The organism is Aeromonas sp. S13(2024) (genome assembly GCF_041402405.1).
In the GTDB taxonomy this organism is placed as follows: domain Bacteria; phylum Pseudomonadota; class Gammaproteobacteria; order Enterobacterales; family Aeromonadaceae; genus Aeromonas; species Aeromonas veronii.
Genome location: NZ_JBGLRA010000001.1, coordinates 212,668 through 237,698 on the forward strand (window position 1 = coordinate 212,668; position 25,031 = coordinate 237,698).

A 25,031-nucleotide genomic window follows, 5' to 3' on the forward strand; every position below is an offset into this window, starting at 1 on the left:
GTTTATCCCTGTTGCTCACTCTGTTCGATAGTGTTGATACGGTTCTTCAGATCCGCCAACTCCTGCTTGAGGGCCGCCAGCTCCTCTTCATCTTTTTGCAGCCGCTGGCTAAAGCCCCAGCCGCGATCCGGGCGATAGATGGTTGCCCAGATCCAGAGGAAGGGCCACAGTACATGCAGGGTAAACAGGCTGACCCAACCTGCCACGTGAATGGCATCCTGATGAGGGTGATTCCGATGTTTGGCAATCTCGTAAGGAATATCGTGGATAACGATGACTCCATAAAAAATGACCAGCCCGACAAAGACGAGCAGACCAAGGGCAAAATAATCAAGGGCCATTTATAACCTCCACTGGCATGACGCACAGCTTAATCATTGGTTCCAACAAGCACTAAAGCAATTAAGAATCACACATTTATCGTCAGTTCGCCCGGAATCTTAAAGCTATTCGCTGTATTGAAGCTGAAGCCGTCCAACAGTTGTCTTATTAGTCTTTTTGTCATTAAAAAAGGCGCCATCAGGCGCCTTTTTGTGCTGCTTTCGCTGCATTTTTTGCTGTTTTTACCCTTCGCTGGTACTGCTGACCAGCGGCTGGCGGAACTTCATCAGGAAGGCCACGGTAATGGCCGCCGTTGCAGTCAGGCCGATGATGGTGGAGGTCCCCATCTCCAGCCCGAACCCGATGGGGGCGTTGGCCAGATAGGTGATCACGACAGCGGTCATGAACATGGCGGGAATGGTGCAGATCCAGTGCAGCTTGCCCTCTTTGATGAGGTAGGCAGCCGCAGCCCACAACATGATGACGGCGGTGGTCTGGTTGGCCCAGCCGAAGTAGCGCCAGATCACCCCGAATTCAGCCTTGGAGATGATGAAGCCAAGGATAAACATGGGGATGGCGATCAGCAGACGCTTGGCCAGCGGCTTCTGGGTCATCTTCAGGAAGTCCGCCACGATCAGGCGAGCACTGCGAAACGCGGTGTCACCGGAGGTGATGGGCAGGATCACCACGCCGAGGATGGCCAGAATGCCGCCGAATGTGCCGAGCAGGCTGGTGGAGACTTCGTGTACCACGGCTGCCGGGCCGCCGTTGGCCATGGTGGCGTTGAGCGCTTCGGTGCTGTCGTAGAAGGAGAGACCCAGGGTGCACCAGATAAGGGCGATGATCCCTTCACCGATCATTGCGCCGTAGAAGATGAAGCGGCCGGATTTTTCGTTCTGCATGCAGCGCGCCATCAGCGGTGACTGGGTGGCGTGGAAGCCGGATACCGCGCCACAGGCGATAGTGATGAAGAGAAGCGGCCAGAGCGGCAGTTCGGTCGGGTGCAGGTTGGAGAAGTCCATCCCGGTGTTGTAGAAGCCTTTGCCGGAGGCGATCAGGCCAACGATGAGGCCGACCGACATGAAGACCAGCAGGGCGCCGAAGATGGGGTAGAAGCGACCGATGATCTTGTCGATGGGCACTATGGTCGCGAGGATGTAGTAGGCAAAGATTGCCACGATCCAGTAGACCAGATCGGTGGAGGTGAGGTTGGCGAGCAGCCCTGCCGGGCTCAGCACGAATACCACGCCCACCAGCATCAGCAGCACCACGGCAAACAGGTTCATGAAGTGCTTGGCGGCGGTGCCCAGATGCTCACCGACCACGGTTGGCACCGAGGCACCCTTGGCGCGCACCGACAGCATGCCGGAGAAGTAGTCATGTACCGCACCGGCGAAGATGCAGCCAAAGACGATCCACAGCATGGCGACCGGGCCGTAGAGGGCACCCAGGATGGGGCCGAAGATGGGGCCAACGCCTGCGATGTTGAGCAGTTGAACCAGATAGACTTTCTTGTCCGACATCGGGACATAGTCCACCCCGTCAGCCATGGTGATGGCGGGGGTTTTCAGCTCGGGTTTCGGGCTGAATATCCGTTCGATGAATTTGCCGTATATGAAGTAGCCGGCCACAAGTAAGCCGACACAGAGGAAGAACCAGATCATTGCTACGCTCCTGCATTGTTATTTTTTAGTGTGCAGAGCGAGTCTAAAACGGTTGCGCCTGGCTGGCAGGTGAAACTCCCCGAGCGGCGCTTTGGCGCGCCGAGCGGTCGGCGGCTGTGATCAGGCGCACACTCCGCGGCTCAGTCCAGCCCCAGCTGATCTTTGAGCTCCTTGAGATAGCGACGACTGACCGGCACCCGGGCGCCGCTCGGGGTGACGATCTCCGCCAGCTGGTTATCCAGCAGCCGGATCTCGAAGATGGCGTTGGGGGAGACCAGATATTGGCGGTGGCAGCGCAGCAGCGGGCTCTTCTCCTCCAGCGATTTGAGGGTGAGCTGGGTGTGGAACAGCTCGCCCTGGCAGGCCACATGGACCCCGCCCAGATCGGAGAAGGCATACTCCACCTGCGCGATGGGCAGCAGCCTGACCCGATTGTGCAGATAGCCCGGAATATGTTCGATGGTGGGGGCCAGCCGATCTATGGGCTGCGGGGAGATATCCTGCTTGAGGCGAGCGAGGGTCTTGGCTAGCCGGGCGGGCTCCACCGGCTTGAGCAGGTAGTCGAAGGCGTTCTCTTCAAATGCCTGAATGGCATATTCGTCAAATGCGGTGACAAAGACGATGCGGGGCAGGGGGTCGAGCATGGCGACCAGCTCCATGCCGCTCAGCTTGGGCATCTGGATATCGAGGAACACCACATCAGGCTTGAGGCGCTGAATAAGCGGCAGCGCCTCGATGGCGTTGGCCGCTTCCCCCACGATCTCGATGGCAGGATCGCAGGCCAGCTGCTGCCTCAGCTCTTCGCGGGCATAGTGTTCGTCATCGACAATCAGAGTGCGGATCATGGTTGCTCCTTGGGGATGGTGAACGAGACCCGGGTCCACTGCTCAGGCTCGCAGGCAATGGTCACGCCATAGCGCTCGCCAAAGGCGCTTTTCAGTCGCCGATCGACAATGGTCATGCCCAAACCGTCGCCAGCGGGATGTGCTTGCCAGGTGCCTGCATTATCTTCCACATGGATGGTGACGCTGGCGGGTTGCTCATCGGTATAAAGGCGAATGCGCCCTTGCTCCAGCAGGGTCGAGATGCCGTGCTTGATGGCATTCTCGATCAGCGGTTGCAGGGTGAAGCTGGGCAGTCGCAGTGTGGCCAGATGGGGTGGGATCTCGTTTATCACCGTCAGTCGATCGCCAAAGCGAGCCAGCTCGATCTCCAGATAGGATTGGCAGTGCTCCTGCTCCTCCTGCAGGGTCGCAAGGCCGCTCTGTCGCTTGAGGTTCTTGCGAAAGAACAGCGAAAGATGCAGCAGCAGATCCCGCGCCTTGTCCGGATCGCGCCGGGTGATGGCACTGATGGTGTTGAGGGTGTTGAACAGAAAGTGGGGGTTGATCTGGGCCTGGATAAGTTTCAACTCGGACTGCACCAGCAGCCGCTGATGCTGCTCCAGCCGACCGGCCAGCAACTGCTGTGACAGCAGGTTGGCAATCCCTTCCCCCAGGGTGTGGTTGATCTTGAGAAACAGCCGCTTCTTCGGCTCGTAGAGCTTGATGGTGCCGATCACTCCCTTGTCCCCCTGCAGCGGGATCACCAGCACCGAGCCCAGCTGGCATGCGGAGGAGAGGCTGCAGCGATAGGGCTGGCTGTTGCCATCGGCAAACAGCACCTTGTTCTGGGCGATGGCCTGCATGGTGATGGCTGACGCAATGGGGGTACCCGGCAGATGGTGATCTTCGCCGGTGCCGATAAAGGCGAGGATCTGCTCGGTGTCCGTGATGGCGACAGCCCCCACGCCGGTCTCCTCCTGAATGATGCGGGCAATCTTGTTGCTCGCCTCCGGGGTAAAGCCCTGACTCATGATCCCCACTGTACGGTTGGCGATATTGAGCGCCTTGGCGGAGAAGACCCGGGAGAACTTCTCATACATCCGCTGCTGGTCGCGGATCATGCTGATAAAAAGCGCCGCGCCGCAGGAGTTGGCCAGAATCATCGGGGTGGCGATGGTGCGCACCAGCAGCAGGGATTTGTCGAACGGGGTCGCCACCAGCAGGATGATCACCATCTGCATGATTTCGGCGTAGAGGGTGGTGAAGAAGGCGATGCGCGGTTCAAACAGGGCATCCGTTCGCCCCGAGCGCATCAGGCGCCAGTGCACTATGCCCCCAAGCAACCCCTCGCAAGTGGTGGAGATGGCGCAGGCGAGATCGGTAAATCCCCCTAGCGTATAGCGGTGCAGACCGCCGGTCAGCCCCACCAGAAAGCCCACCAGCGGCCCCCCCAATAATCCCCCCAAGACGGCGCCGACCGCCCGGGTGTTGGCGATGGCATCATCGATATCGAGGCCCACATAGGTACCGAGGATACAAAAGCTGGAAAAGATGATGTATATCAGTATCTTGTGAGGTAGTCTCACTGAATAGTTGGCAAGCGGGCGCAGCAGCGGGCTTTTCGAGAAGAGATAGGCTATCACCAGGCTGACGCTCATCTGTTGCAGCAAGGAGAGGACCAACTGCATAAAAAACGCTCCTCATAAGCCAGCTGAAAAAATAGCCAGCCCGTGAATAAGTGTGATCAGGATCTTGTTCTGTTGGCCCAACTGGGCGCAACGGGCCGTCAGTTTGCCAGAACAAGTGGATAAAACCATATTAAATCAGCATGTTAAATTGATATTTGTGTAAGCGGCAGCGGGTTGATATTGATGGATGGAGCATGAATGTATCCGCTGGATACGCCACACGGAGGTGGCATGCTCCGCCCGGCCCTTGGCTGGGCGTTTTTTATACATGGTCAGTTGGCAACCTTCTGATGGGGGTTTGAGCAATTATTCCGGTTTGTCCAATGAGTTATCCCCAGCTTCTGGGGATAACTCAGAATGCAAAGTAGTAGCAGAAGCGGCGGGTCAGGTTGAAGAACTGCCGTTGTCCCTCATCCAGCTCTTCCTGTTTGATAAAAGCAGTGATGGTGCGTTCATCTTCCCGTAGATCGATCATAGCGACGGCTTCCGGCCGCTGGGCCTTGATATAGGGCAGGATCTTCGGCTTGAGGGGCATGGTGGGTTCGGTAGAGAGCACCAGCGCGATGCTCTCGTCGGAAAGTTTCACCAGTGAACCCGGCGGATAGACACCCAGCACCTTGACCAGCAACTTGACCAGATTCTGGTCGAACTTCTTCTGGGATAACTTGTAGAGCTGGCTGATGGCCTGACTCGGCGCGGCCGGGTTGCCGCTGTTGCGGGGATGGAGCAGCTCGTCGTAGAAGTCGACCAGCCCGATCAATCGCGCCAGCGGCGGGATCTCCCCGCCCTTGATCCCGAGCGGATAACCGCTGCCGTCGAGCCGCTCGTGGTGCAGATGGGCGACCTGACGGATTTTCGGTTCAAAGGCGTTGAGCTGGGTCAGCATCTCCAGCCCGTACTGGGGATGCATATTGAGGAAGTTCTGCTCGGCCTTGTTGAGATCCCCGCGTTTTTGGGTGATCTGGCTCGGGATCTTCAGTTCACCGATATCGTGGATAAGTCCCGCAAGCCCCGTCTCTTCCAGTTCGATGGGATTCATCCCCAGCTCGCGCGCCATCAGCATGGCAATAAAAGCCACATTGAGGCTGTGTTGCAGCAGGATATCGGTGTGGGGGCTGCGAATAAGGTGGAGCCCGAGAGGCCCTTCATGCTGACTGAGGGTGAAGGCGGCATTGCGGACGATCTGGGCTGTGTTGGCCAGTCCCTCATCCGGTTTGAGGTTCAGCGCCCCGAGTGCATCGCGCAGCTCGCTCATGGATTGGCCAAAGGCTTTGTCGGCGGCGCGCATGGAGCGGCGAAAGGCCTTTTCGTCAAAGGGGGGCGGGCCCGAGGCAATCAGCTCTTCCAGCTCATCAAGATCAGGCCCGGCATCCGGGATATCGCCGCGCAGCAGCGGCTCGATGGGCAGATCGCTCTTGTCGGGGTCGACCATCAGCAGGGTGAGATCAAGATGACGGAGAATGTCGAGTTGCTGCTGATCCTTGATCTTGAAGGTATTGAACATAAACGGGTGGTTAGTCCATCCCGTGGGGAGATGGATATAGTGGCCTACTCTCAATTGCTCTATCGAGGCTTGGATCAGTGCCATCGGTTAACCTGCATTTCGTGAATGCCTACTCAACAAGCTAGCAAAATCCGATGGATAGACAACTAAAAATCCATTTCGGGGCTGCGGAGCACCCCGTGCTGTGATGGTGCGCACGAGCGCCGTGCTTCTCCTCTTAATTCGCGCTTAAGTTTTACTTCCTACGCTGGCCCCGTCGTTTTTGTTGGCTTGGCCGGCCCGCTGCACTGCAGGCCGGTATGTAGGAGTTGTTTATGCGTGTAACTCTCGGTGTACTGCAGACCAATCTGTTGCTGGTGCTCTTTTTCGCCCTGGTACTGAATTGGCCAATCTTTTTGCATTTCTATACGGTGCTCAGCGCCCTGACCCATGTCAAAGCCGGATTTGCCATCTCGATCCCGCTGGTGCTGATCGCGGCGCTCAATGCCGTGTTTATTCCCTTCACGTTCCGGTTTGTGCTCAAGCCCTTTTTTACCGTGCTCATTCTGACTGGCTCCATCGTAAGCTACGCCATGCTCAAATACGGCGTCATCTTTGATGCAGGCATGATCCAGAACATAGTGGAGACCAACAGTGGTGAGGCGGGGGCCTATTTGAATGGCTCGGTTGCGCTCTGGTTTCTACTGACCGGGCTGTTGCCTGTTCTGGTGCTCTGGTCACTGCGGATCCGCTATCCGGCCCGCTGGTATCAGGGGTTGGCGTTGCGGGCAGGTGTATTGGCTATCTCTCTGCTGTTTATCGGGGGCGTCGCGTCACTTTACTATCAGGATTACGCCTCGGTCGGGCGCAACAACAAGTCGCTGGCCAAAGAGATTGTGCCCGCCAACTATGTGCACGGCCTCTACAAATATGGGCGGGATGTGCTGTTTGCCACGCCGATCCCCTACCAGCATCTGGGGACAGATGCCAAGGTGGTGGCGCGGGGAAGCAAGCCGACTTTGATGTTCCTGGTGGTGGGGGAGACGGCGCGCAGCCAGAACTACTCACTTAACGGGTATGGCAAGGCGACCAACAGCTTTACGGCCCAAGAGCAGGGAGTGGTGTCGTTCAGGAATGTGCGCTCCTGCGGTACTGCCACTGCAGTTTCGGTGCCCTGCATGTTCTCCAACCTCACGCGCCGTGGCTACGATGACCAGCTCGCCAGCTCCCGTGACGGCCTGCTCGATGTGCTGCAACATGCCGGAGTCTCGGTGTTGTGGAAAGAGAACGATGGCGGTTGCAAAGGGGTGTGCCGCAATGTGCCGACCATCGAGATCCTCCCCAAATCCTATCCTGCGCTCTGTCAGGGGGAGTCTTGCTATGACGAGGTGCTGCTGGAGGGACTGGATCAGCAGATTGCAGGCATGAAGGGCAACAAGCTGGTGGCTTTTCACCTGATGGGCAGCCATGGTCCGACCTATTTCCGTCGTTACCCTGCCAGCGAGCGCGCCTTTATGCCGGACTGCCCGCGCAGCGACATTGAAAACTGCAGCAACGAAGAGCTGGTCAACACCTATGACAACACCATCCGCTATACCGACAAGGTGGTGGGGCTGCTGATAGACAAGCTCAAGTCGCTGGAGAGCCAGTACGATGTGGGGCTGGTCTATCTCTCCGATCACGGCGAATCCCTTGGGGCCATGGGGCTCTATCTGCACGGCGCGCCATACAAGTTTGCGCCGGATGATCAGACCCGGGTGCCGCTGCTGACCTGGTTCTCGCCCCAGTTACAGGCCGATCGCCAGCTGGATATGGGTTGCCTGGCGGAGGAGGCGAGCAGCCAGCGCTTCTCCCACGATAACCTGTTCCACTCCATGCTGGGGATCATGGATGTGCAGACCAAGGTTTACGACGGGGCTCTGGATCTGTTCAAACCGTGCCGGGCGGGCTAAACCGCCAGCAAGCACACAATAGAAAACGGCAGCCAGTGGCTGCCGTTTGGTTATCTCGCAAGATCAGTGTTTTACTTCTGCTCCATGATGATCTGCAGCAGATCCCCCTCCAGCAGGGCGCGCTTGACCAGCGCAAAGCCGCCATAGGTCGGCTGGTTCTGGAAGCGGGCTTTCACGATGGGCAGGCCACGGTGGAAGCTCGGCAGGGATTGATGCTCGACGCAGCGACGGATGGCCGGGAAGAGGAGCTCTTCGGCGGCGGTGATTTCGCCGGCGATCAGTACCTTCTGCGGGTTGAACAGGTTGACCGTGATGGCCACCGCTCGTCCCAGATGCTCACCCACGTTCTCGATGACGCTGCGGGCCAGTTCATCGCCTGCCAGCGCCGCTTTGCACACCTCCTGAATGGTGATGTGCTTCTCCTGCAGCGCGCTCTGGTGGCCGCGGCTGATGAGCTCCTTCACCTTGTCGATGATCGCTTCGTTGGAGGCGATGGTCTCGAGGCAGCCGAAGTTGCCACAGTGGCAGCGCTTGCCGAGCGGCTCGACCTGGATATGGCCGATCTCGCCGACGTTGCGGTTCTGACCGAGGAACACCTGACCCTTGGTGATGATCCCGGAGCCCGTCCCCTGGTGAACACTCACCAGAATGGAGTCCATGCAGTCGCGGGACTCGCCGAAGAAATGTTCGGCCAGCGCCAGCGAGCGGGTGTCGTTGCCCACGTAGCAGGGGAGGTTGAAGTGGTTCTCAAGCAGCTTCGCCAGTCCCAGATTGCGGATCTGATACTTGGGGGTGTAGATGACCATGCCGGATTCCGGGTTGACCAGACCCGGCATGGTCAGCGCGATGCTGATGAGGTTGCGACAGCGTTCGCGGTTGGCATCGATAAAGGCGCCAATCTCCCGCAGCAGCATGTCGACCACGGGTTGCTGGTCGATCTCGGTCACCTGAATGACGTGCTGGTCGAGCTCCTTGCCATCGAGGTCATAGAGACTCAGTTGCAGGTAGCCGCGGCCCAGCTTGGCAGAGACAAACTGAAAGCGATGTTTGATGGTGGTCAGGGAGATGGCACGCCGCCCGCCGGTTGAGGCTTGCGGAGAGGTCTCCTTGATCAGGCCATGCTCGATCAGTTGCCGGGTTATTTTGGTCACGCTGGCCGGGGCCAGCTGACTCAACTCGGCAATTTTGACCCGGGAGATGGGGCCTTGCAGGTCGATGAGCCGATACACGGCTGCACTGTTGACCTGCTTGATAAGATCTACGTTTGCTATTTGTCCGCCAGTCATGATGTCACTGTTGTGTGTAGTGTCCGTTAACCACGGTCCCACGGACCGTGAAGTCCTGATCGAAGACAGTGAGGTTGGCTACTTTACCGACCTGGATACTACCGAGACGTGAGTCCCATCCAATGGCGCGCGCGGGATAGAGGCTGGCCATTCTCAGTGCTTCATCGAGCGGTAATCCGACCTGCTTGACCAGATTTTCCACCCCCTCAATCATGGTGAGGGAGGAACCGCCGAGTGTACCATTCTCGTCGATGCACTGACCATCGCGTAAAAAGACGGTGGTGCCACAAAAATCAAATTTCTCAAAGCCTTCCGGCGCTCCGGCTGCTGCGGTGGCATCGGTGACCAGCACCAGTCGCTCCCCCAGCGCCTTGTGAGCCAGACGCACGTTGGCCCAGTGCACATGGTGGCCATCGACGATGATGCCCGCATAGACATCCTTGCGATCATAGATGGCGCCCACGACGCCCGGCTCGCGACCGTTGAGGGTCGGAGTCATGGCGTTGTAGAGGTGGGTCGCAAAGCGAATACCGTTATCAAACCCGGCCATGGCCTGATCGTAACTGGCGGCAGTGTGACCGGCCGAGACCAGAATGCCCGCTTCCACCAGACGGCGGATATGGGCCGGCTCGTTGCGCTCCGGTGCCAGGGTAATTTTGGTGATGGCATCCGCGTTGGCGCAGAAGAAGTCGATCATCTCGTCCGCTGGCTGGCGAATTTGCGCGGCAGGGTGGATCCCCTTGCGCTTGAGGTTGGTGTAAGGCCCTTCCAGATGGACGCCCAGCACCTCGTTGGGGTGTGCAGCCATGTAGTCACGGGTCACCGCAACGGCCTGCTTCATGTCGGCATCCGGACTGGTGATCAGGGTCGGCAGGAAGCTGGTGGTTCCGGATTTGAGGTTGGCCGCCTGCATGGTCGCCAGGGTCTCGACCGTAATGTCAGTGTTGAACATCACACCGCCACAGCCGTTGAGCTGCACGTCGATAAAACCGGCAGTCAGGTTGGCGCCTTTGAGGTCAATCTGCTCGATGCCCGCAGGCAGTTCGGCCAGGTGAGAGATGGCGACAATCTTGTCGCCCTCGATAAGCACCCCGTAGCCGGTCAGCACGCAGCTGCCGGTGTAGAGGGTGCAGTTGGTCAATGCGTACATGACGACTCCTTACAGACGGCCGATGTTGGCGGCTTCCAGCTGCTGGAAGTAGCGAACGGTCTTGACCTTGAGCTCCATGGTGGAGGGCTCGTCGCACACCATCATTCCCTTCGGATGCAGTTGCAGGGTGGAGATGGTCCACATGTGGTTGACGCTGCCTTCCACTGCGGCCTGCAGGGCCAGTGCCTTGCCGTGACCGGTGACCAGGATCATGATCTCTTCCGCATCCATCAGGGTGCCGACACCCACGGTCAGGGCCAGCTTGGGCACCTGCTCCATGTCGCCACCGAAGAAGCGGGAGTTGGCGATGCGGGTATCTTCGGTCAGGGTCTTGACCCGGGTGCGGGAGGAGAGAGAAGAGGCCGGTTCGTTGAACGCGATGTGGCCGTCGTTACCCACGCCCCCCATGAACAGGTGGATCTTGCCGTAGGACTTGATTTTGTCTTCGTAGCGCTTGCACTCGGCCACCAGATCCTCGGCATTGCCGTTGAGGATGTTGATGTTTTCGGGACGAATGTCGATGTGACTGAAGAAGTTGTTGTGCATGAAGCTGTGGTAGCTCTCCGGGTGATCTTCTGGCAGGCCGACGTACTCGTCCATGTTGAAGGTGACCACGTTCTGGAAGCTCACTTGACCGGCTTTGTGCAACTCGATCAGGCGCTTGTAGGTATTGAGCGGGGTGCCACCGGTGGGCAGGCCCAGTACGAAAGGGCGATCGCTGGTCGGCTTGAACGCGTTGATGCGGTCAACGATGTAACGAGCAGACCACAGGCCTACTTGGCTGGCAGATTTCAACGGGATCAGGCGCATATGGGATACCTCTGTGTCGGGTTGCGACCGGTTTGGCGGTGGCAATTGGCTAAGACGGATTCAAGTTGTTTTATAGCGTAAATAAAGATTGCGAACTAAGCCACATCTATCCACCACCTTTATCTTGTTTGGGTGATAACGATCACGATTATCGGTTTATTAATTTGCGCAGCGAAATAAAAGCCCTAGACTGCCAATCAAGCCTTGATGGCTTATGCGTCAAACGTGATAAGCACTTAATTTCTAGAAAAACATTAACTAAGGAGAGGAACCGTGAACATTCTCGGTTATTTGCAAAAGATCGGCCGTGCCCTGATGGTGCCGGTAGCGGTATTGCCTGCCGCAGCGATCCTGATGGGGGTTGGCTACTGGATTGACCCGAATGGTTGGGGTGGTGACAGTGCGCTGGCTGCCTTCCTGATTAAAGCGGGCGCAGCCATTATCGATAACATGTCCGTACTGTTCGCAGTCGGTGTCGCTTACGGTATGTCCAAGGATAAAGACGGTTCTGCTGCGCTGGCAGGTCTGGTCGGCTTCCTGGTCGTTACCACCCTGCTGAGCCCGGGCGCTGTGGCCCAGATCAAGAGCATCCCGGTGGAGCAGGTTCCTGCCGCGTTTGCCAAGATCAGCAACCAGTTCGTGGGTATCCTGTGTGGTGTTATCGCCGCTGAGCTGTACAACCGCTTCAGCAGCGTCGAGCTGCACAAGGCACTCTCCTTCTTCTCCGGTCGTCGTCTGGTACCGATCGTAACCTCCGTGGTGATGATCGTCGTATCCTTCATCCTGATGGCCGTATGGCCGGCAATCTACGGTGGTCTGGTCTCCTTCGGTGAGTCCATCGTGAGCCTGGGCTCTACCGGTGCCGGTATCTACGCCTTCTTCAACCGTCTGCTGATCCCGATCGGTCTGCACCACGCCCTGAACTCCGTGTTCTGGTTCAACGTGGCCGGTATCAACGACATCCCGAACTTCCTGGGTGGTCAGGCTACCATCGATGCCGCTCTGGCCGCTGGCAAGAGCCTGGAGCAGGTGAAAGGCGTGGTTGGTATGTACCAGGCTGGCTTCTTCCCCATCATGATGTTCGGTCTGCCGGGTGCCGCTCTGGCCATCTATCACTCCGCCAAGAAAGAGAACAAAGAGAAAGTTGCTTCCATCATGATCGCAGCTGCCTTTGCCTCCTTCTTCACCGGTGTTACCGAGCCGCTCGAGTTCTCCTTCATGTTCGTGGCGCCGGTACTGTATGTCATCCACGCCGTACTGACCGGTATCTCCGTGTTCATCGCTGCCTCCATGCAGTGGATGGCCGGTTTCGGTTTCAGTGCCGGTCTGGTGGATATGGTGCTCTCCAGCCGTAACCCGCTGGCGACCAATTGGTACATGCTGATCCCTCAGGGTCTGGTCTTCTTCGGCCTCTACTACACCGTGTTCCGCGTAGTGATTGCCAAGCTGAACCTGAAAACCCCGGGTCGTGAAGATGACGAAGAGAGTGCTCCTGCTGCCGCTCAATCTACCAACCGTACCGAGCTGGCCAAGCAGTACCTGGAAGTGCTGGGTGGTCAAGAGAACCTGGTCTCTATCGATGCCTGCATCACCCGTCTGCGTCTGACTCTGAAAGACCGCAGCATCGTCGATGAGCGCAAGCTGAAAGCCCTGGGTGCGGCCGGTGTGGTCAAACTCGGTGAGCAGAACCTGCAGGTGATTCTGGGCCCATTGGCCGAAATCATCGCCGGTGAGATGAAAGCCCTGCGTTAATCGAGCGACTCGCTCACCTCAAGTCTAAGTCCATTGTTGACATAACTAAGGGCCCCGCTCAGGGGCCCCATATAAAAAAGCCAAGAAAATCCAACCTTTACTTCAAATGAGAGCAGCAGTTATGAACTTGAAACATTCTCTGTTAGCCATTGCCATGTCTACCGTTTTTGTCAGCCAGGTCCAGGCAGCCGATGCCGCCAAGCAGGCCGTGGTCGACTCCCTCGCCAACAACCTGGTGGTCAAGTATGAAGTGGTCACTAACGACGGTGCCGGTGCCGATCTCGATTGCCAGGCGCTGGGTTCCGAGTGGGCGAGCTGTGGCGTTGCCAAGCTGCACCTGACCAATACCGGTGCGGACGTCACCTCCAAAGACTGGAGCATCTACGTCTCCTCCATCCGTCGTATCCAGCGTGTGGATAACGACCAGTTCACCATCACTCACCTGACCGGCGATCTCTATCGTTTGACGCCAACCGAGAAGTTCCAGGGCTTTGCCAAGGATGCCACGGTCGAAGTGCCGCTGGTGGTGGAATACTGGGTACTGTTCGAATCTGACATCATGCCGAACTGGTATGTCGCCAGCGAAGGTGCCGAGCCGAAAGTACTGGCCAGCATGAGCAACATCAATGATGCCAGCACCTACGAGAAGCCGATGCCGGCTGATGGCTGGAAGCGTACCAAGGATGACAAGAACATCCTGATGAACAGCGAGACCCGTTTCGCGGCCAACCAGACCAGCACCCTGCTGCCGGCTGGCAAGATTGACAACCAGATCCTGCCGACCCCGATGAAGCAGGTAGTCAAAGCTGGCCCGCAGGTTGACTTCTCTACCATCAAACTCAATGCCCTGGATCTGCCGAGCGATCGCGCCGAGGCCCTGAAGGCTCAACTGACCAAGCTGGGTGTTACCCTCTCCGACACCGGCTACCCGGTGACCATCAAGCTCGGCAGCAAGCTCAAGCAGGCTGAAGGCTATGACATGACCATCGGTCAGAAGGGCACCGTGATCCAGGGTCGCGACATCGACGGGGCATTCTGGGGTGCACAATCCCTGATCTCCCTGCTGGGTGTTGATGACAAGCTGGTGAGTCCGATGACCGTCGAGGATGCGCCGCGCTTTGAATACCGTGGCATGCAGACCGACGTAGCCCGCCACTTCCGCAGTCTGGATACCATGAAGAAGCTGGTTGACCAGATGTCTGCCATGAAGCTCAACGTGCTGCACCTTGGCCTGACCAACGATGAAGGCTGGCGTCTGGAGATCCCGGGTCTGCCGGAGCTGACCCAGGTCGGTAGCCAGCGTTGCCACGACGAGTCCGAAACCAAGTGCCTGATGCCGCAACTGGGTTCCGGCCCGACCAGCGACAACCAGGGTTCCGGTTTCTACAGCAAGTCTGACTACGTGGATCTGGTGCGTTATGCCAAGGCCCGCGGTGTGACCGTGATCCCCGAGATCAACATGCCGGCCCACGCCCGTGCTGCCGTGGTCTCCATGGAAGCGCGCTACAAGCGTCTGATGGCGGAAGGCAAAGAAGCGGAAGCCAACCAGTTCCGTCTGACTGATCCGGCAGACACCTCCAACGTCACCTCGGTCCAGTTCTACGACAAGATGTCCTTCATCAACCCTTGCCAGCCGGGTGCTGCCACCTTCGTGGCCAAGGTAATGGATGAAGTTGCCCAGATGCACCAGGCCGCCGGTCAGCCGCTGACCGCATGGCACTACGGTGGTGATGAGGCTAAGAACATCATGCAGGGCGGTGGCTATCAGGATCCGGCCGTCACCAAGAAAGAAGAGCTGGTCGCCTGGAAAGGTAACGTCGACTCCAGCAAGCAGGACAAGCCGTTTGGCAAGTCCCCGATGTGCCAGAAGATGATCGACGAAGGCAAGATCAAGGAAGTGGGCGAACTGCCGGTTTACTTCGCCAAGGAAGTGGGCCAGATGGTCAAAGACCGCGGCTTCTCTACCCTGCAGGCGTGGGAAGATGGTCTGAAGTACGCCAGCGGTGCCAAGGACTTCGCCACCGACAACACCCGTGTCAACTTCTGGGAAACCCTCTACTGGGGTGGCTTCAACGAAGCGATGAAGTGGGCGCACAAGGGTTACCAAGTGGTGCTGTCCAACCCGGATTACCTCTACTTCGACTTCCCGAACGAAGTACACCCGGCCGAGCGTGGCTACTACTGGGCTACCCGTTTCAACGACACTCGCAAGGTGTTTGCCTTCGCCCCGGAAAACCTGCCACAGAACGCCGAGACCTCGGTTGACCGCGACGGCAACGCCTTCGTGGCCAAGGGTGACCAGGATCCGGTCAAGTTCAAGGGGATCTCCGGTCAGCAGTGGAGTGAAACCGTGCGTACCGATGCTCAGTACGAGTACATGGTCTACCCGCGTATCTTCTCCGTGGCCGAGCGTGCCTGGCACAAAGGTGGCTTCGAGCTGAACTATGTGAAGGGTCGCGAGTTCTCCGGCGAGACCAAGTTCGTCAACAAGGCCACCCTCAACAAAGAGTGGAACCAGTTTGCCAACGTACTGGGTCAGCGCGTGCTGCCGAAACTGGATCAGGCCGGTGTTGAATACCGCCTCTCCGTACCGGGTGCCAAGGTAGTGAACGGTGTGCTGGAAGCGAACGTGGATCTGCCGGGTCTGCCCATCCAGTACAGCCTGGACGGTACCAACTGGAGTGCCTATGACGCCGCGGCCAAGCCGAGCGTGAATGGCAAGGTCTACCTGCGTACCACCAGCTTCGATGGCAAGCGCACCAGCCGTGTCACCGAACTGAACTGATAGCAGTCAACCGTTAACATGAGGTGGGTCGCGAGACCCGCCTTTCTCAAGGGCGATGGCGCATCGGGTTTGGGAAAGGTTGACTGTGCGTGTGAGCCTTTGTTGTGTGTAATTGTCTGTTTTGTGTTTTTCATCACTTTCAGCCCCGCCTCGTGCGGGGCTTTTTTATGCATTTGGTGTGCAATGTGCCAAGCCACGCCGTTTTTAGCGGCGCAATGGCCGGGAAATGGCTCGGAAGTGCCAAATTCAGGTTGAGACAGCGCCCGTAATAAGGGATCATACCCGGCTTGACGGCGGGGGGATGAGGGTGCCAGCCGGCACAACTTCCGCCAGTGACGCTTTTTTGAGGTGAGCCATGAGTCAGGCGAACAGCCCAACTAACTTTATTCGTCAGATCATTGATGAAGATCTGGCCAGCGGTAAGCACAGCAGCGTGCATACCCGTTTTCCGCCCGAGCCGAACGGTTATCTCCATATCGGCCACGCCAAATCCATCTGCCTGAACTTCGGCATCGCCCGCGACTATCAGGGCCAGTGCAACCTGCGTTTCGATGACACCAACCCGGTGAAGGAAGATATCGAGTACGTAGAGTCCATCAAGCAGGACGTACAGTGGCTCGGCTTCCAGTGGAATGGCGAGATCTGCTACTCCTCCGACTATTTCGACAAGCTGCACGGCTACGCCATCGAGCTGATTGAAAAGGGTCTGGCCTATGTGGACGAGCTGACGCCCGAGCAGATGCGCGAGTACCGTGGCACCCTGACTGAAGCTGGCAAGAACAGCCCGTTCCGCGATCGCAGTGTGGAAGAGAACCTGGCGCTGTTTGCCAAGATGAAGAACGGCGAGTTCGCCGAAGGCACCGCCTGCCTGCGCGCCAAGATCGACATGGCATCCCCCTTCATGGTGATGCGTGATCCGGTTATTTACCGTATCAAGTTTGCCCACCACCACCAGACCGGTGACAAGTGGTGCATCTACCCGATGTATGACTTCACCCACTGCATCTCGGACGCGCTGGAAGGGATCACCCACTCCATCTGTACCCTGGAGTTCCAGGACAACCGTCGTCTGTACGACTGGGTGCTGGACAACATCACCATCGATTGCCACCCCCGTCAGTACGAGTTCTCTCGTCTGAACCTCGAATACACCGTCATGTCCAAGCGCAAGCTGAACCTGCTGGTGACCGAGAAGCACGTCGATGGTTGGGATGACCCGCGCATGCTGACCGTCTCCGGTCTGCGTCGCCGTGGTTACACCCCGGCCTCCATCCGCGAGTTCTGCAAGCGCATCGGTGTGACCAAGCAGGACAACATCGTCGAGATGAGCATGCTGGAAGCCTGCATCCGTGAAGACCTCAACGAGCATGCACCGCGCGCCATGGCCGTGCTGCATCCGGTGAAAGTGGTCATCGAGAATCTGGCTGCCGACGAAGTGCTGACTGCCCCGGCCCACCCGAGCAATGCCGAGATGGGTACCCGCGAGCTGAACTTCACCCGCGAAATCTTCATCGACGAAGCGGACTTCAAAGAAGAGGCGAACAAGCAGTTCAAGCGTCTGGTGCTGGGCAAGGAAGTGCGTCTGCGCAATGCCTATGTGATCAAGGCCGAGCGTATCGAGAAAGATGCCGATGGCAAAGTCACCTGCATCTACTGCTCCTACGATCCCGAGACTCTGGGCAAGGATCCGGCCGATGGCCGCAAGGTGAAAGGGGTTATCCACTGGGTCAGCGCCACTCACTCCCTGCCAGCGGAAGTGCGTCTTTACGACCGTTTGTTCAAGGTACCGAACCCGGGCGCCGAGGATGACTTCGAAGCCGCTCTGAATCCGGAATCCCTGGTGATCATCGAGGGTGCCCGTGTCGAGGCTTCGCTCAAGAACGCCAAGCCGGAGCAGGCTTACCAGTTCGAGCGTGAAGGTTACTTCTGCGCCGACAACAAGCTCTCCAGCCCGGAGCATCTGGTGTTCAACCGCACCGTTGCCCTGCGCGACTCCTGGGGCAAAGTCGAAGGCTAACTCAGTAGGGCAGGGGAGACCCTGCCCTGTGCGATGCCTCGGCCTGCGCCGGACAATAAAAAAGCCAGCTGATGCTGGCTTTTTTATTTTCCGTTATCTGCAAGTCGCGGGCGACTTATTCGTCGTGCTTGCACTCACCGGTAGCACAATGACCGTAGAGGTAGAGGCTGTGGTTGGTGAGACGGATATTGAATTTCTTGGCGATCTCGCGCTGACGCTGTTCGATCACTTCGTCGGAGAACTCGATCACCTTGCCGCAGTCGAGGCAAACCAGGTGGTCGTGGTGCTCCTGAGTGGCCAGCTCGAATACCGACTTGCCACCTTCGAAGTGGTGACGGGTAACGATACCGGCATCATCAAACTGGTTGAGAACGCGATAGACGGTAGCGAGACCAATCTCTTCACCCAGGTCGATCAGTCGTTTATAGAGATCTTCGGCGCTGGTGTGCTGGCAATCCGGCTGTTGCAGGATTTCCAGGATTTTGACCCGGGGCAAGGTGATCTTGAGCCCGGCCTTTTTTAACGCTTGGTTGTTGTCTGCCATATTCTACTTATTCGCATTCTCGAAGGTGGGGTTATTCTGATGGACTGCCGCAGGAATGGCAACCTTGAACTCGCTTGGCCTGTCATTATAGGTCGTAGCCTCCCTAAAAATAAACCCAGCAATTCAAGGGGTTTAGCCATAAATGTCCGGTTGGATTGAAATAATCAATCGTGTCGTCCGACTTGCTGGCATGGCAGATGTTGATAAGATGTAACTTTCATATTTCTGGTCGGATGAGATCCATGGATTGGCTTTTTGACAATGCGGCCTGGGTGCGCCGCGCACTCAACGCTTGGCCCCCTTTCTGGGGTGCCGGTATCAAGATAGAGACCCTGAGCGATGACTTTCGCTACTGCCGGGTGACCCTCAAATCCCGCTGGTGGAACAAGAACGCCAACCGCACCCAGTTTGGCGGCAGCATGTTTGCCATGACGGACCCCATCTATCCGCTGATGCTGATGGGCTACTTCAAGAATCGCTACTACGTCTGGGACAAGGCGGGCAGTATCAACTATATCAAGCCGGGCAAGGGCAAGCTGGTGGCCGAGTTTAACCTGACCGAGGGCAAGCTGGCCGATATCGTGGCGGCGACTGACGGTGGCAACAAGCACTTCCCCGAATTCGAGGTGACGGTACAAGACAAGAGCGGCGAACTGGTGGCACAGGTCAAGCGCACCCTCTATGTGCGGGCCAAACCGGAGCACAGAGGTGAATAACAGGGAAGAATAAAGGCAGGCATCGCAACAAGCAGATACAACAAGGGCCCCGTCGGGGCCCTTGTTGTCAGAGAGAAGAGGGGAGGCGGATTACTCCAGCTCGCCCAGGCACATCTCTTCGTGCAGCTGCTTGCACCAGCCCTTGATGCGCTCGGCAGTCAGCTCCGGCTGGCGATCTTCATCGATACCCAGACCGACAAAGTGCTTGTCATCGACCAGTGCCTTTGAGGCTTCGAACTCGTAGCCGGCAGTCGGCCAGTGACCGATGATGATGGCGCCTTTGGCTTCGACGATGTCGCGCAGTGTGCCCATGGCGTCGAGGAAGTACTCGGAATAGTCTTCCTGATCACCGCAACCGAAGATGGCGACCAGCTTGTTGGTGAAGTCGATTTCGCCCAGATCGGGGAAGAAGTCGTCCCAGTCGGCCTGGGCTTCGCCGTAGTACCAAGTCGGGATGCCGAACATCAGCAGATCAAAGCTCTCGATGTCGGCCTTGCTGCTCTTGGCGATGTCACGGACTTCAATCAGGTTTTTGCCCAGCTCTTTCTGGATCATCTTGGCGACAGCTTCGGTGTTACCGGTATCGCTGCCAAAAAACAGACCTACACTTGCCATAGTGTTTAGTTACCCGTATTTGGTGTTAATGCTCAACGCTCAGACTGCAATGTCCACCGCAAAGGCGGACTCAATCTGTTGTTTCAGGATAGATTGGATCAGCTCGGCTCGGCTGATGTTCTGTTGTAACGCAAGTTGGTTCAGGCGCTCCAGCAACTCGGCCTCCACCTTTAACTCTACCCGCTTCAGCCCATTTTCCCGATCGCGCTTAAGCTGGTTACGCTTGTTGATCTTGAGCTGGGTCTCGCGGGGGAGTGGATTGGTCTTTGGCCTGCCGGGGCGCTTCTCATTTGCGAACAGATCCAGTGTTGTTCGATCAGTTTGCTGTTTGGCCATACATCACAGATGAAAATAAGTTAGCCGAGTCCTGAGCCTTCCCAGCCCAGTTCGATCAGCCCCTTGGCGACAAAACCCGCACAACCCAGAAACAGTACCAACCAGACGATAAAACGACCGAAACGGGGCACGTTGCCGCGTTTGAGCACGTCCTGAATGGCCAGGCCAATTAATATGAAAATGGCCACAAAGAATAACTTGAGGCCCAAACTTTCGATCAGGTCGATATGTTCACTTAGCATGGATTGCGCACACTCCTTATGACGGGCGCACTATATCACAAAGGATTTGAAACTGTTAACCGCCTGTCGACAGGAAATCCACAACCAATTTGTTGAACAGAGCCGGTTTTTCCGCATGCAGCCAGTGGCCGGTACCCGCGATGACACGCACCTTTGCCGCCGGGAATTGGGCCAGTGCCGTCTCGCTGTATTGGGGCTGCATATAGTCAGAATTCCCCCCCTTGATAAAGAGCACCGGCCCCTCGAAGCGGCGCTCATCCTCTGGCCAGCCCATGATGTTGGCGTAGTTTTGCTCAAGGGCGGGCACATTGAAGCGCCAACCCCAGCCATGCTCGCCTCTGGCGAAGGATTTGAGCAGGAACTGGCGTACCCCGGCGATCTCGATGTGCTGCGCCAGCATGGCTTCCGCTTCACTGCGGCTTTGCGGCGGCGTGCGCAGTGTGGCGTTGAGTCCGGCAAAGACATTCTGGTGGCGGGAGTGGGGATAGGCGACCGGTGCCATGTCGGCCACCACCAGCTTGGTCACCCGCTCTGGCGCCAGCTTGGCGACCTGCATCCCTACCTTGCCACCCATCGAGTGGCCAATCAGGGTCGCTTCGGCAATCTCCAGCCGATCCATCAGGGCCAGGATATCGGCTGCCTGGGCTGGATAGCTCATCTCGCTGCTATGAAAGGAGGCGCCGTGGTTGCGCAGATCGACGCTGATGACCCGATAGTGCTCGCAGAGGGCACGGGCCAGCAGGCCGAGGTTGTCGAGGCTGCCAAACAGGCCGTGGATCAGAATGACCGCCGGGCCCTGACCCTGCTCCTTGAAGTTCAATATGCTGTTTTGTTGCAAAATGACACCTTGTCGGTCGTGGGTGCGTATCGCTGTATTATTTAACGCACTGGAAAGAAAAGGATTTCGTCCAATGGATTGGGATTTTATGTGGTTTTTTTTCTAAAAAATCCCGTCCGGATCGGCTATCAGTGCGGCTGATCACACACTTGGCCCGCTATTATGCCGTATTCTCGATGAGATTCATGTACATCTGCCAGCCCCTTGCTTGGGCTGTCGGGTTTGCCTATGTATAATCGCCGCATCCGAATTTCGACGAGTCCAGCGCATCCCTATGAAAACCATCGAGCTTGATGACGATCTCTACTTCTATATCGCCAGCCAGACCCGGCACATTGGTGAGAGTGCCTCCGATATCCTGCGCCGTCTGCTGGAACAGCCTGCTCACCAAGGTGTGCAGGTTGCCGAGCCCGTTGCCATCGCGCAGCCCAGTGCGGTAGCCACCCGACAAGGGCTGCAAGCCCTGCTCGATTCCGGTGAGCTGCAAAAGGAAGAGAAGTCCATCAACCGCTTTATGCTGGTGCTGAGTACCCTCTACCGGGATAACCCGGAAGGCTTTACCCAGGCCACCGAAATCAAGGGGCGCAAGCGCGTCTATTTCTCGCAGGATCCCGAGGCTCTGCGTGCCAGTGGCAGTACCACCAAGCCCAAGCCGGTACCGGAGACCCCGTTCTGGGTGATCACCAACACCAACACCAGCCGCAAGCAGAATATGGTGGCCCAGCTGATGGCCAGCATGGGCTATGGCGAAGAGGTGATCGCGCAGGTGTGTGGCGCAATTTAACGATTCTTCAAGACTCAGGCCTTGCCCGGCAAGGCCGCCAATACGCAAGGAAAACGCCATGGCTCAGCATTCCCACGCCGGTCAACCGGCCCGTTTAAGCGATCTGACCAACATCCCCCGTCTGGTCAGCGCCTACTACCTCAACAAGCCGGACATGAGCCGCCCCGAGCAGCGGGTTGCCTTCGGTACCTCCGGCCACCGTGGCAGCGCCCTGCACAGCGCCTTTACCGAATCCCATATTCTGGCGGTGACCCAGGCCCTGGTGGAGTATCGCCAGCAGGCCGGCATCACTGGCCCGCTGTTTGTCGGTATGGATACCCACGCCCTGTCCGAATCCGCCTTTGCCAGCGCCGTCGAAGTGCTGGCCGCCAACGGCGTTGAAACTCGCATTCAAGCCGGTATGGGCTTTACCCCGACCCCGGTTATCTCCCACGCCATCCTGCGCTACAACTCTGGCAAAGAAGGGGCCAGCAAGCCTGTTGCCCGTGCCGACGGTGTGGTGATCACCCCGTCCCACAACCCGCCGGAAGATGGTGGCTTCAAGTACAACCCGCCTCACGGTGGCCCCGCCGAAGGGGAGATCACCAAGTGGGTGGAGGACCGTGCCAACGCCATTCTGGAAGCGGGTCTGGCTGGCGTGAAACGGATGCCGTTCGCTGAGGCGCTCAAGAGCCCGTTCGTGGTCGAGCACGACTATGTCACCCCTTACGTGGATGACCTGAAGAACGTGCTGGACATGGACGCCATCAAGAACGCGGGTATCAAGATCGGTGTCGATCCGCTGGGCGGCTCCGGCGTCGCCTACTGGGACGTCATCGCCAAGACCTATGGTCTGAATATCGAGGTGGTGAACTACAAGGTAGACCCCACCTTCTCCTTCATGACACTGGATAAAGACGGCAAGATCCGGATGGACTGCTCCAGCCCGTTCGCCATGGCGAGCCTGATTGCGCTCAAGGACAAGTTCGACATCGCCCTTGGCAACGACCCTGACTACGACCGTCACGGCATCGTTACCAAGTCCGGCCTGATGAACCCGAACCACTATCTGGCGGTGGCAATCCAGTATCTGTTTACCCATCGCACCGGCTGGTCTGCCGATGCAGCCGTCGGCAAGACGCTGGTCTCCTCGTCGATGATCGACCGGGTTGCCGGCGAGATTGGCCGTACCCTGAAAGAGGTGCCGGTCGGCTTCAAGTGGTTCGTGGATGGCCTCTACAGCGGCGAGTTCGGCTTTGGCGGCGAGGAGAGCGCTGGCGCCTCCTTCCTGCGCAAAGATGGCACCGTCTGGACCACCGACAAGGATGGTTTCATTCTGGCGCTGCTGGCGGCGGAAATTTTGGCGGTGACCGGCAAGGATCCGCAGGCTCACTACGACGCACTGGAAGCCAAGTTTGGCCGCTCCAGCTATCGCCGTATCGACGCACCGGCCAACAGTGCCCAGAAAGCGGTGCTCTCCAAACTGGATCCTGCTTTGGTGGAAGCCTCAACTCTGGCGGGTGAGCCCATCATCGCCAAGCTGACCAAGGCGCCGGGTAACGATGCCGCCATCGGCGGTCTCAAGGTAGTGACCGAGAACGGCTGGTTCGCGGCGCGCCCCTCCGGCACCGAGTCCATCTACAAGATCTACATGGAGAGTTTCAAGGGCGACGCGCACCTCGACCTTATCCAGCAGGAAGCCCAGCAGATCGTCTCTGCTGCGCTGGCCAAGGCTGGTGTCTAAGCCGCGCATCACGTCAGCGCCCGGGTCCTCGGGCTAAAGACAAGGTGAAGAGAGGAGCCAAATCGGCTCCTCTGTTTTTCTGTGGTGGCTACGAATTGTGCGAGGGGCTGCTGGTCTGTGGCTTAAAGCATGGCCTGTATCTGGGCCAACACTGCCTGTACCTTGGCGGCAGGTGGATGGGTGCGACCCAGTACGCGCATTCCCCACACCATAGTCATCAACAAAGCCGCGAGGGTGTCGATATCGCGCTCGGCGGCCAACTCTCCAGCTGCTTGTGCCTGGCGCAAGTTATTGGCCACCCGCTGTTCCACTTCGGCCAAGTGAACGCTGGCTTCATGCTGAATCGTTCGATTTTGGCGTCCCACTTCCAGCAGGGTATTGACCAGCAGGCAGCCACGATGTGCCTCGCTGGCTATGGCATCCCGAGCTACAGCATCGAGCAAGGCTCGCACACCGGCTAGGGGAGAATCTGCCGAGGCCAACAACAGTTCGATCTGCGCAAGACTCTGTGCTGAATAGAGCTGCAACACTTCGATAAACAATCCCTCTTTAGAGCTGAAGGCGCCGTACAGGCTGCTGGGCTTCAACCCCATTCTATCAACGAGTGTGGCGATGCCTGTGTTGCTGAAGCCAGTTTCCCAGAAGCTGTTGAGGGCAACCTCCAGAACTTGTTCTCTGTCAAATGATGCCGGTCTTGCCATTTCGATTCCTGCTTGTGTTGTCTTTTTGTAGTGATCACTAAAAAATATCTTGACCAGTGTTGGTGGCTTGTTTGATATTGTAGTGACCACTACAGAAAGGATGGTAATCATGCCCACACTTGAGCAAAAAATCAAAGAGTACGATGCGATAAAGCGAACTAAAGTCCCTGGTGATGTACTGGCGGTGATGGAGGGGGCAACAGAAGCGCTACGGACGAGCGGACTGGGACAAGGGGCATTTGTCACTGGCGATCAGTTTCCTGACTTTGCGTTGCCCGATCAGCACGGGGTGGTGCGCCCGCTCTCCCACTATCTGGCTGAGGGGCCTGTGGTGCTCAACATCTATCGAGGTGGTTGGTGTCCATATTGCAATCTCGAGATGCAGGCACTCAATATCGCTTTGCCCGAGTTTGTGAAAAGGGGGGTCACCCTCCTCGGTTTGACTCCCGAGATGCCAACAACCGCGCAGGACACTCTCACCGCCAACGAGCTGGCGATCACCGTGCTCAGCGATGAAGGCAACCGGGTGTCGGCTTCGCTGGGGTTGGTATTCGAGCTGCCCGAGGTGCTGCGCCCAATTTATGAGCGTTTTGGTATCGATATTCCGGCCAGCAACGGGGATGACAGTTTTACTTTGCCAGTCCCGGCGACGTATATCCTTGGCCAGGATCGGGTGGCACGTTACCACTTCGTCAATGTTGACTATACCCAACGGGCAGAGCCTACCCAGCTGATCGCTGAGCTGGACAGACTGGCCGCGGCCGGGATGCTTTAAACCGACACGGCGCCAGAAGGCGCCG

At 57.7% G+C, this 25,031-nt stretch carries 22 protein-coding genes; 8 read left to right on the top strand and 14 right to left on the bottom strand.

Annotated elements, in window-relative coordinates:
• Positions 1-2 precede the first annotated feature (2 nt).
• The 5 genes from ACB042_RS00990 to ACB042_RS01010 form a co-directional block, all read right to left on the bottom strand.
• A complete protein-coding gene (locus ACB042_RS00990; RefSeq protein ID WP_342400861.1) occupies positions 3-341 on the bottom strand; it encodes a DUF3302 domain-containing protein in 339 nt (112 codons plus the stop codon).
• A 222-nt stretch (positions 342-563) separates the two neighbouring features.
• Entirely contained in the window at positions 564-1,985 is a 1,422-nt protein-coding gene (locus tag ACB042_RS00995) for a carbon starvation protein A (protein ID WP_371177599.1), read from the bottom strand.
• Between the two features lie 140 nt (positions 1,986-2,125).
• Complete coding sequence (gene btsR / locus ACB042_RS01000; protein WP_019445442.1) at positions 2,126-2,830, bottom strand: two-component system response regulator BtsR; 705 nt, start codon at positions 2,828-2,830, stop codon at positions 2,126-2,128.
• The gene (locus ACB042_RS01005) at positions 2,827-4,497 is read right to left on the bottom strand and encodes a sensor histidine kinase (protein ID WP_005350526.1); all 1,671 of its coding nucleotides are present in this window, start codon (positions 4,495-4,497) and stop codon (positions 2,827-2,829) included. The genes btsR and ACB042_RS01005 overlap by 4 nt, the downstream gene beginning before the upstream one ends.
• Before the next feature lie 352 nt (positions 4,498-4,849).
• Positions 4,850-6,085 (bottom strand): HD-GYP domain-containing protein, encoded by a 1,236-nt coding sequence (locus tag ACB042_RS01010; RefSeq protein WP_005359389.1) that lies wholly within the window; start codon positions 6,083-6,085, stop codon positions 4,850-4,852.
• 230 nt (positions 6,086-6,315) lie between these two features.
• Between ACB042_RS01010 and ACB042_RS01015 the strand changes: the two genes are divergently transcribed.
• Positions 6,316-7,932: a phosphoethanolamine transferase gene (locus ACB042_RS01015; protein WP_371177600.1), complete on the top strand. Its 1,617-nt coding sequence runs from the start codon at positions 6,316-6,318 to the stop codon at positions 7,930-7,932.
• A gap of 71 nt (positions 7,933-8,003) precedes the next feature.
• Here ACB042_RS01015 and ACB042_RS01020 read toward each other — a convergent pair whose 3' ends face one another.
• The 3 genes from ACB042_RS01020 to nagB are packed head-to-tail and all read right to left on the bottom strand — an operon-like array spanning position 8,004 to position 11,178.
• Complete coding sequence (locus ACB042_RS01020) at positions 8,004-9,218, bottom strand: ROK family protein (RefSeq protein WP_101530951.1); 1,215 nt, start codon at positions 9,216-9,218, stop codon at positions 8,004-8,006.
• Between the two features lie 4 nt (positions 9,219-9,222).
• Entirely contained in the window at positions 9,223-10,368 is a 1,146-nt protein-coding gene (nagA, locus tag ACB042_RS01025; RefSeq protein WP_108539905.1) for an N-acetylglucosamine-6-phosphate deacetylase, read from the bottom strand.
• Between the two features lie 9 nt (positions 10,369-10,377).
• Positions 10,378-11,178, bottom strand: a complete 801-nt coding sequence (gene nagB / locus ACB042_RS01030) for a glucosamine-6-phosphate deaminase (protein WP_371177601.1) — start codon at positions 11,176-11,178, stop codon at positions 10,378-10,380.
• A gap of 273 nt (positions 11,179-11,451) precedes the next feature.
• Here nagB and nagE point away from each other — a divergent pair, with 273 nt between their 5' ends.
• From nagE to glnS, 3 genes are all read left to right on the top strand, one after another.
• Positions 11,452-12,930 carry an N-acetylglucosamine-specific PTS transporter subunit IIBC gene (gene nagE, locus ACB042_RS01035; RefSeq protein WP_005334306.1) on the top strand — a complete coding sequence of 493 codons (1,479 nt, stop codon included), beginning with the start codon at positions 11,452-11,454 and terminating at the stop codon, positions 12,928-12,930.
• Between the two features lie 121 nt (positions 12,931-13,051).
• On the top strand, positions 13,052-15,715 hold the full coding sequence (locus ACB042_RS01040; RefSeq protein ID WP_236282644.1) for a beta-N-acetylhexosaminidase: 2,664 nt from the start codon (positions 13,052-13,054) through the stop codon (positions 15,713-15,715).
• 355 nt (positions 15,716-16,070) lie between these two features.
• Complete coding sequence (gene glnS / locus ACB042_RS01045; RefSeq protein ID WP_005334302.1) at positions 16,071-17,732, top strand: glutamine--tRNA ligase; 1,662 nt, start codon at positions 16,071-16,073, stop codon at positions 17,730-17,732.
• 115 nt (positions 17,733-17,847) lie between these two features.
• Here the strand turns inward: glnS and fur are convergent, their stop codons facing one another.
• Positions 17,848-18,276, bottom strand: coding sequence for a ferric iron uptake transcriptional regulator (gene fur / locus ACB042_RS01050; RefSeq protein WP_005334301.1), 429 nt, complete (start codon positions 18,274-18,276; stop codon positions 17,848-17,850).
• A 242-nt stretch (positions 18,277-18,518) separates the two neighbouring features.
• Between fur and ACB042_RS01055 the strand changes: the two genes are divergently transcribed.
• Complete coding sequence (locus ACB042_RS01055; protein WP_371177602.1) at positions 18,519-18,992, top strand: DUF4442 domain-containing protein; 474 nt, start codon at positions 18,519-18,521, stop codon at positions 18,990-18,992.
• A 90-nt stretch (positions 18,993-19,082) separates the two neighbouring features.
• On the opposite strand, the gene fldA is transcribed toward ACB042_RS01055, so the two are convergent.
• Genes fldA through ACB042_RS01075 form a run of 4 tightly spaced genes read right to left on the bottom strand, consistent with a single transcriptional unit; the run spans position 19,083 to position 21,023 of the window.
• Complete coding sequence (gene fldA, locus ACB042_RS01060; protein WP_371177603.1) at positions 19,083-19,607, bottom strand: flavodoxin FldA; 525 nt, start codon at positions 19,605-19,607, stop codon at positions 19,083-19,085.
• Positions 19,608-19,646: 39 nt separating this feature from the next.
• Positions 19,647-19,943, bottom strand: coding sequence for a LexA regulated protein (ybfE, locus tag ACB042_RS01065; RefSeq protein ID WP_005334297.1), 297 nt, complete (start codon positions 19,941-19,943; stop codon positions 19,647-19,649).
• A gap of 20 nt (positions 19,944-19,963) precedes the next feature.
• Positions 19,964-20,185 (bottom strand): DUF2788 domain-containing protein, encoded by a 222-nt coding sequence (locus tag ACB042_RS01070; RefSeq protein ID WP_005334296.1) that lies wholly within the window; start codon positions 20,183-20,185, stop codon positions 19,964-19,966.
• Positions 20,186-20,240: 55 nt separating this feature from the next.
• Entirely contained in the window at positions 20,241-21,023 is a 783-nt protein-coding gene (locus ACB042_RS01075; RefSeq protein ID WP_371177604.1) for an alpha/beta fold hydrolase, read from the bottom strand.
• A 274-nt stretch (positions 21,024-21,297) separates the two neighbouring features.
• Here ACB042_RS01075 and seqA point away from each other — a divergent pair, with 274 nt between their 5' ends.
• Together seqA and pgm are read left to right on the top strand one after the other, a co-directional pair.
• The gene (gene seqA, locus ACB042_RS01080) at positions 21,298-21,807 is read left to right on the top strand and encodes a replication initiation negative regulator SeqA (protein WP_236395469.1); all 510 of its coding nucleotides are present in this window, start codon (positions 21,298-21,300) and stop codon (positions 21,805-21,807) included.
• Positions 21,808-21,865: 58 nt separating this feature from the next.
• A complete protein-coding gene (pgm, locus tag ACB042_RS01085) occupies positions 21,866-23,530 on the top strand; it encodes a phosphoglucomutase (alpha-D-glucose-1,6-bisphosphate-dependent) (RefSeq protein ID WP_279489379.1) in 1,665 nt (554 codons plus the stop codon).
• Positions 23,531-23,652: 122 nt separating this feature from the next.
• Here the strand turns inward: pgm and ACB042_RS01090 are convergent, their stop codons facing one another.
• Positions 23,653-24,231, bottom strand: coding sequence for a TetR/AcrR family transcriptional regulator (locus ACB042_RS01090; RefSeq protein ID WP_323930422.1), 579 nt, complete (start codon positions 24,229-24,231; stop codon positions 23,653-23,655).
• Between the two features lie 109 nt (positions 24,232-24,340).
• On the opposite strand from ACB042_RS01090, the gene ACB042_RS01095 reads away from it, so the two are divergent.
• The gene (locus ACB042_RS01095) at positions 24,341-25,006 is read left to right on the top strand and encodes a peroxiredoxin-like family protein (RefSeq protein ID WP_279489376.1); all 666 of its coding nucleotides are present in this window, start codon (positions 24,341-24,343) and stop codon (positions 25,004-25,006) included.
• Positions 25,007-25,031 lie beyond the last annotated feature (25 nt).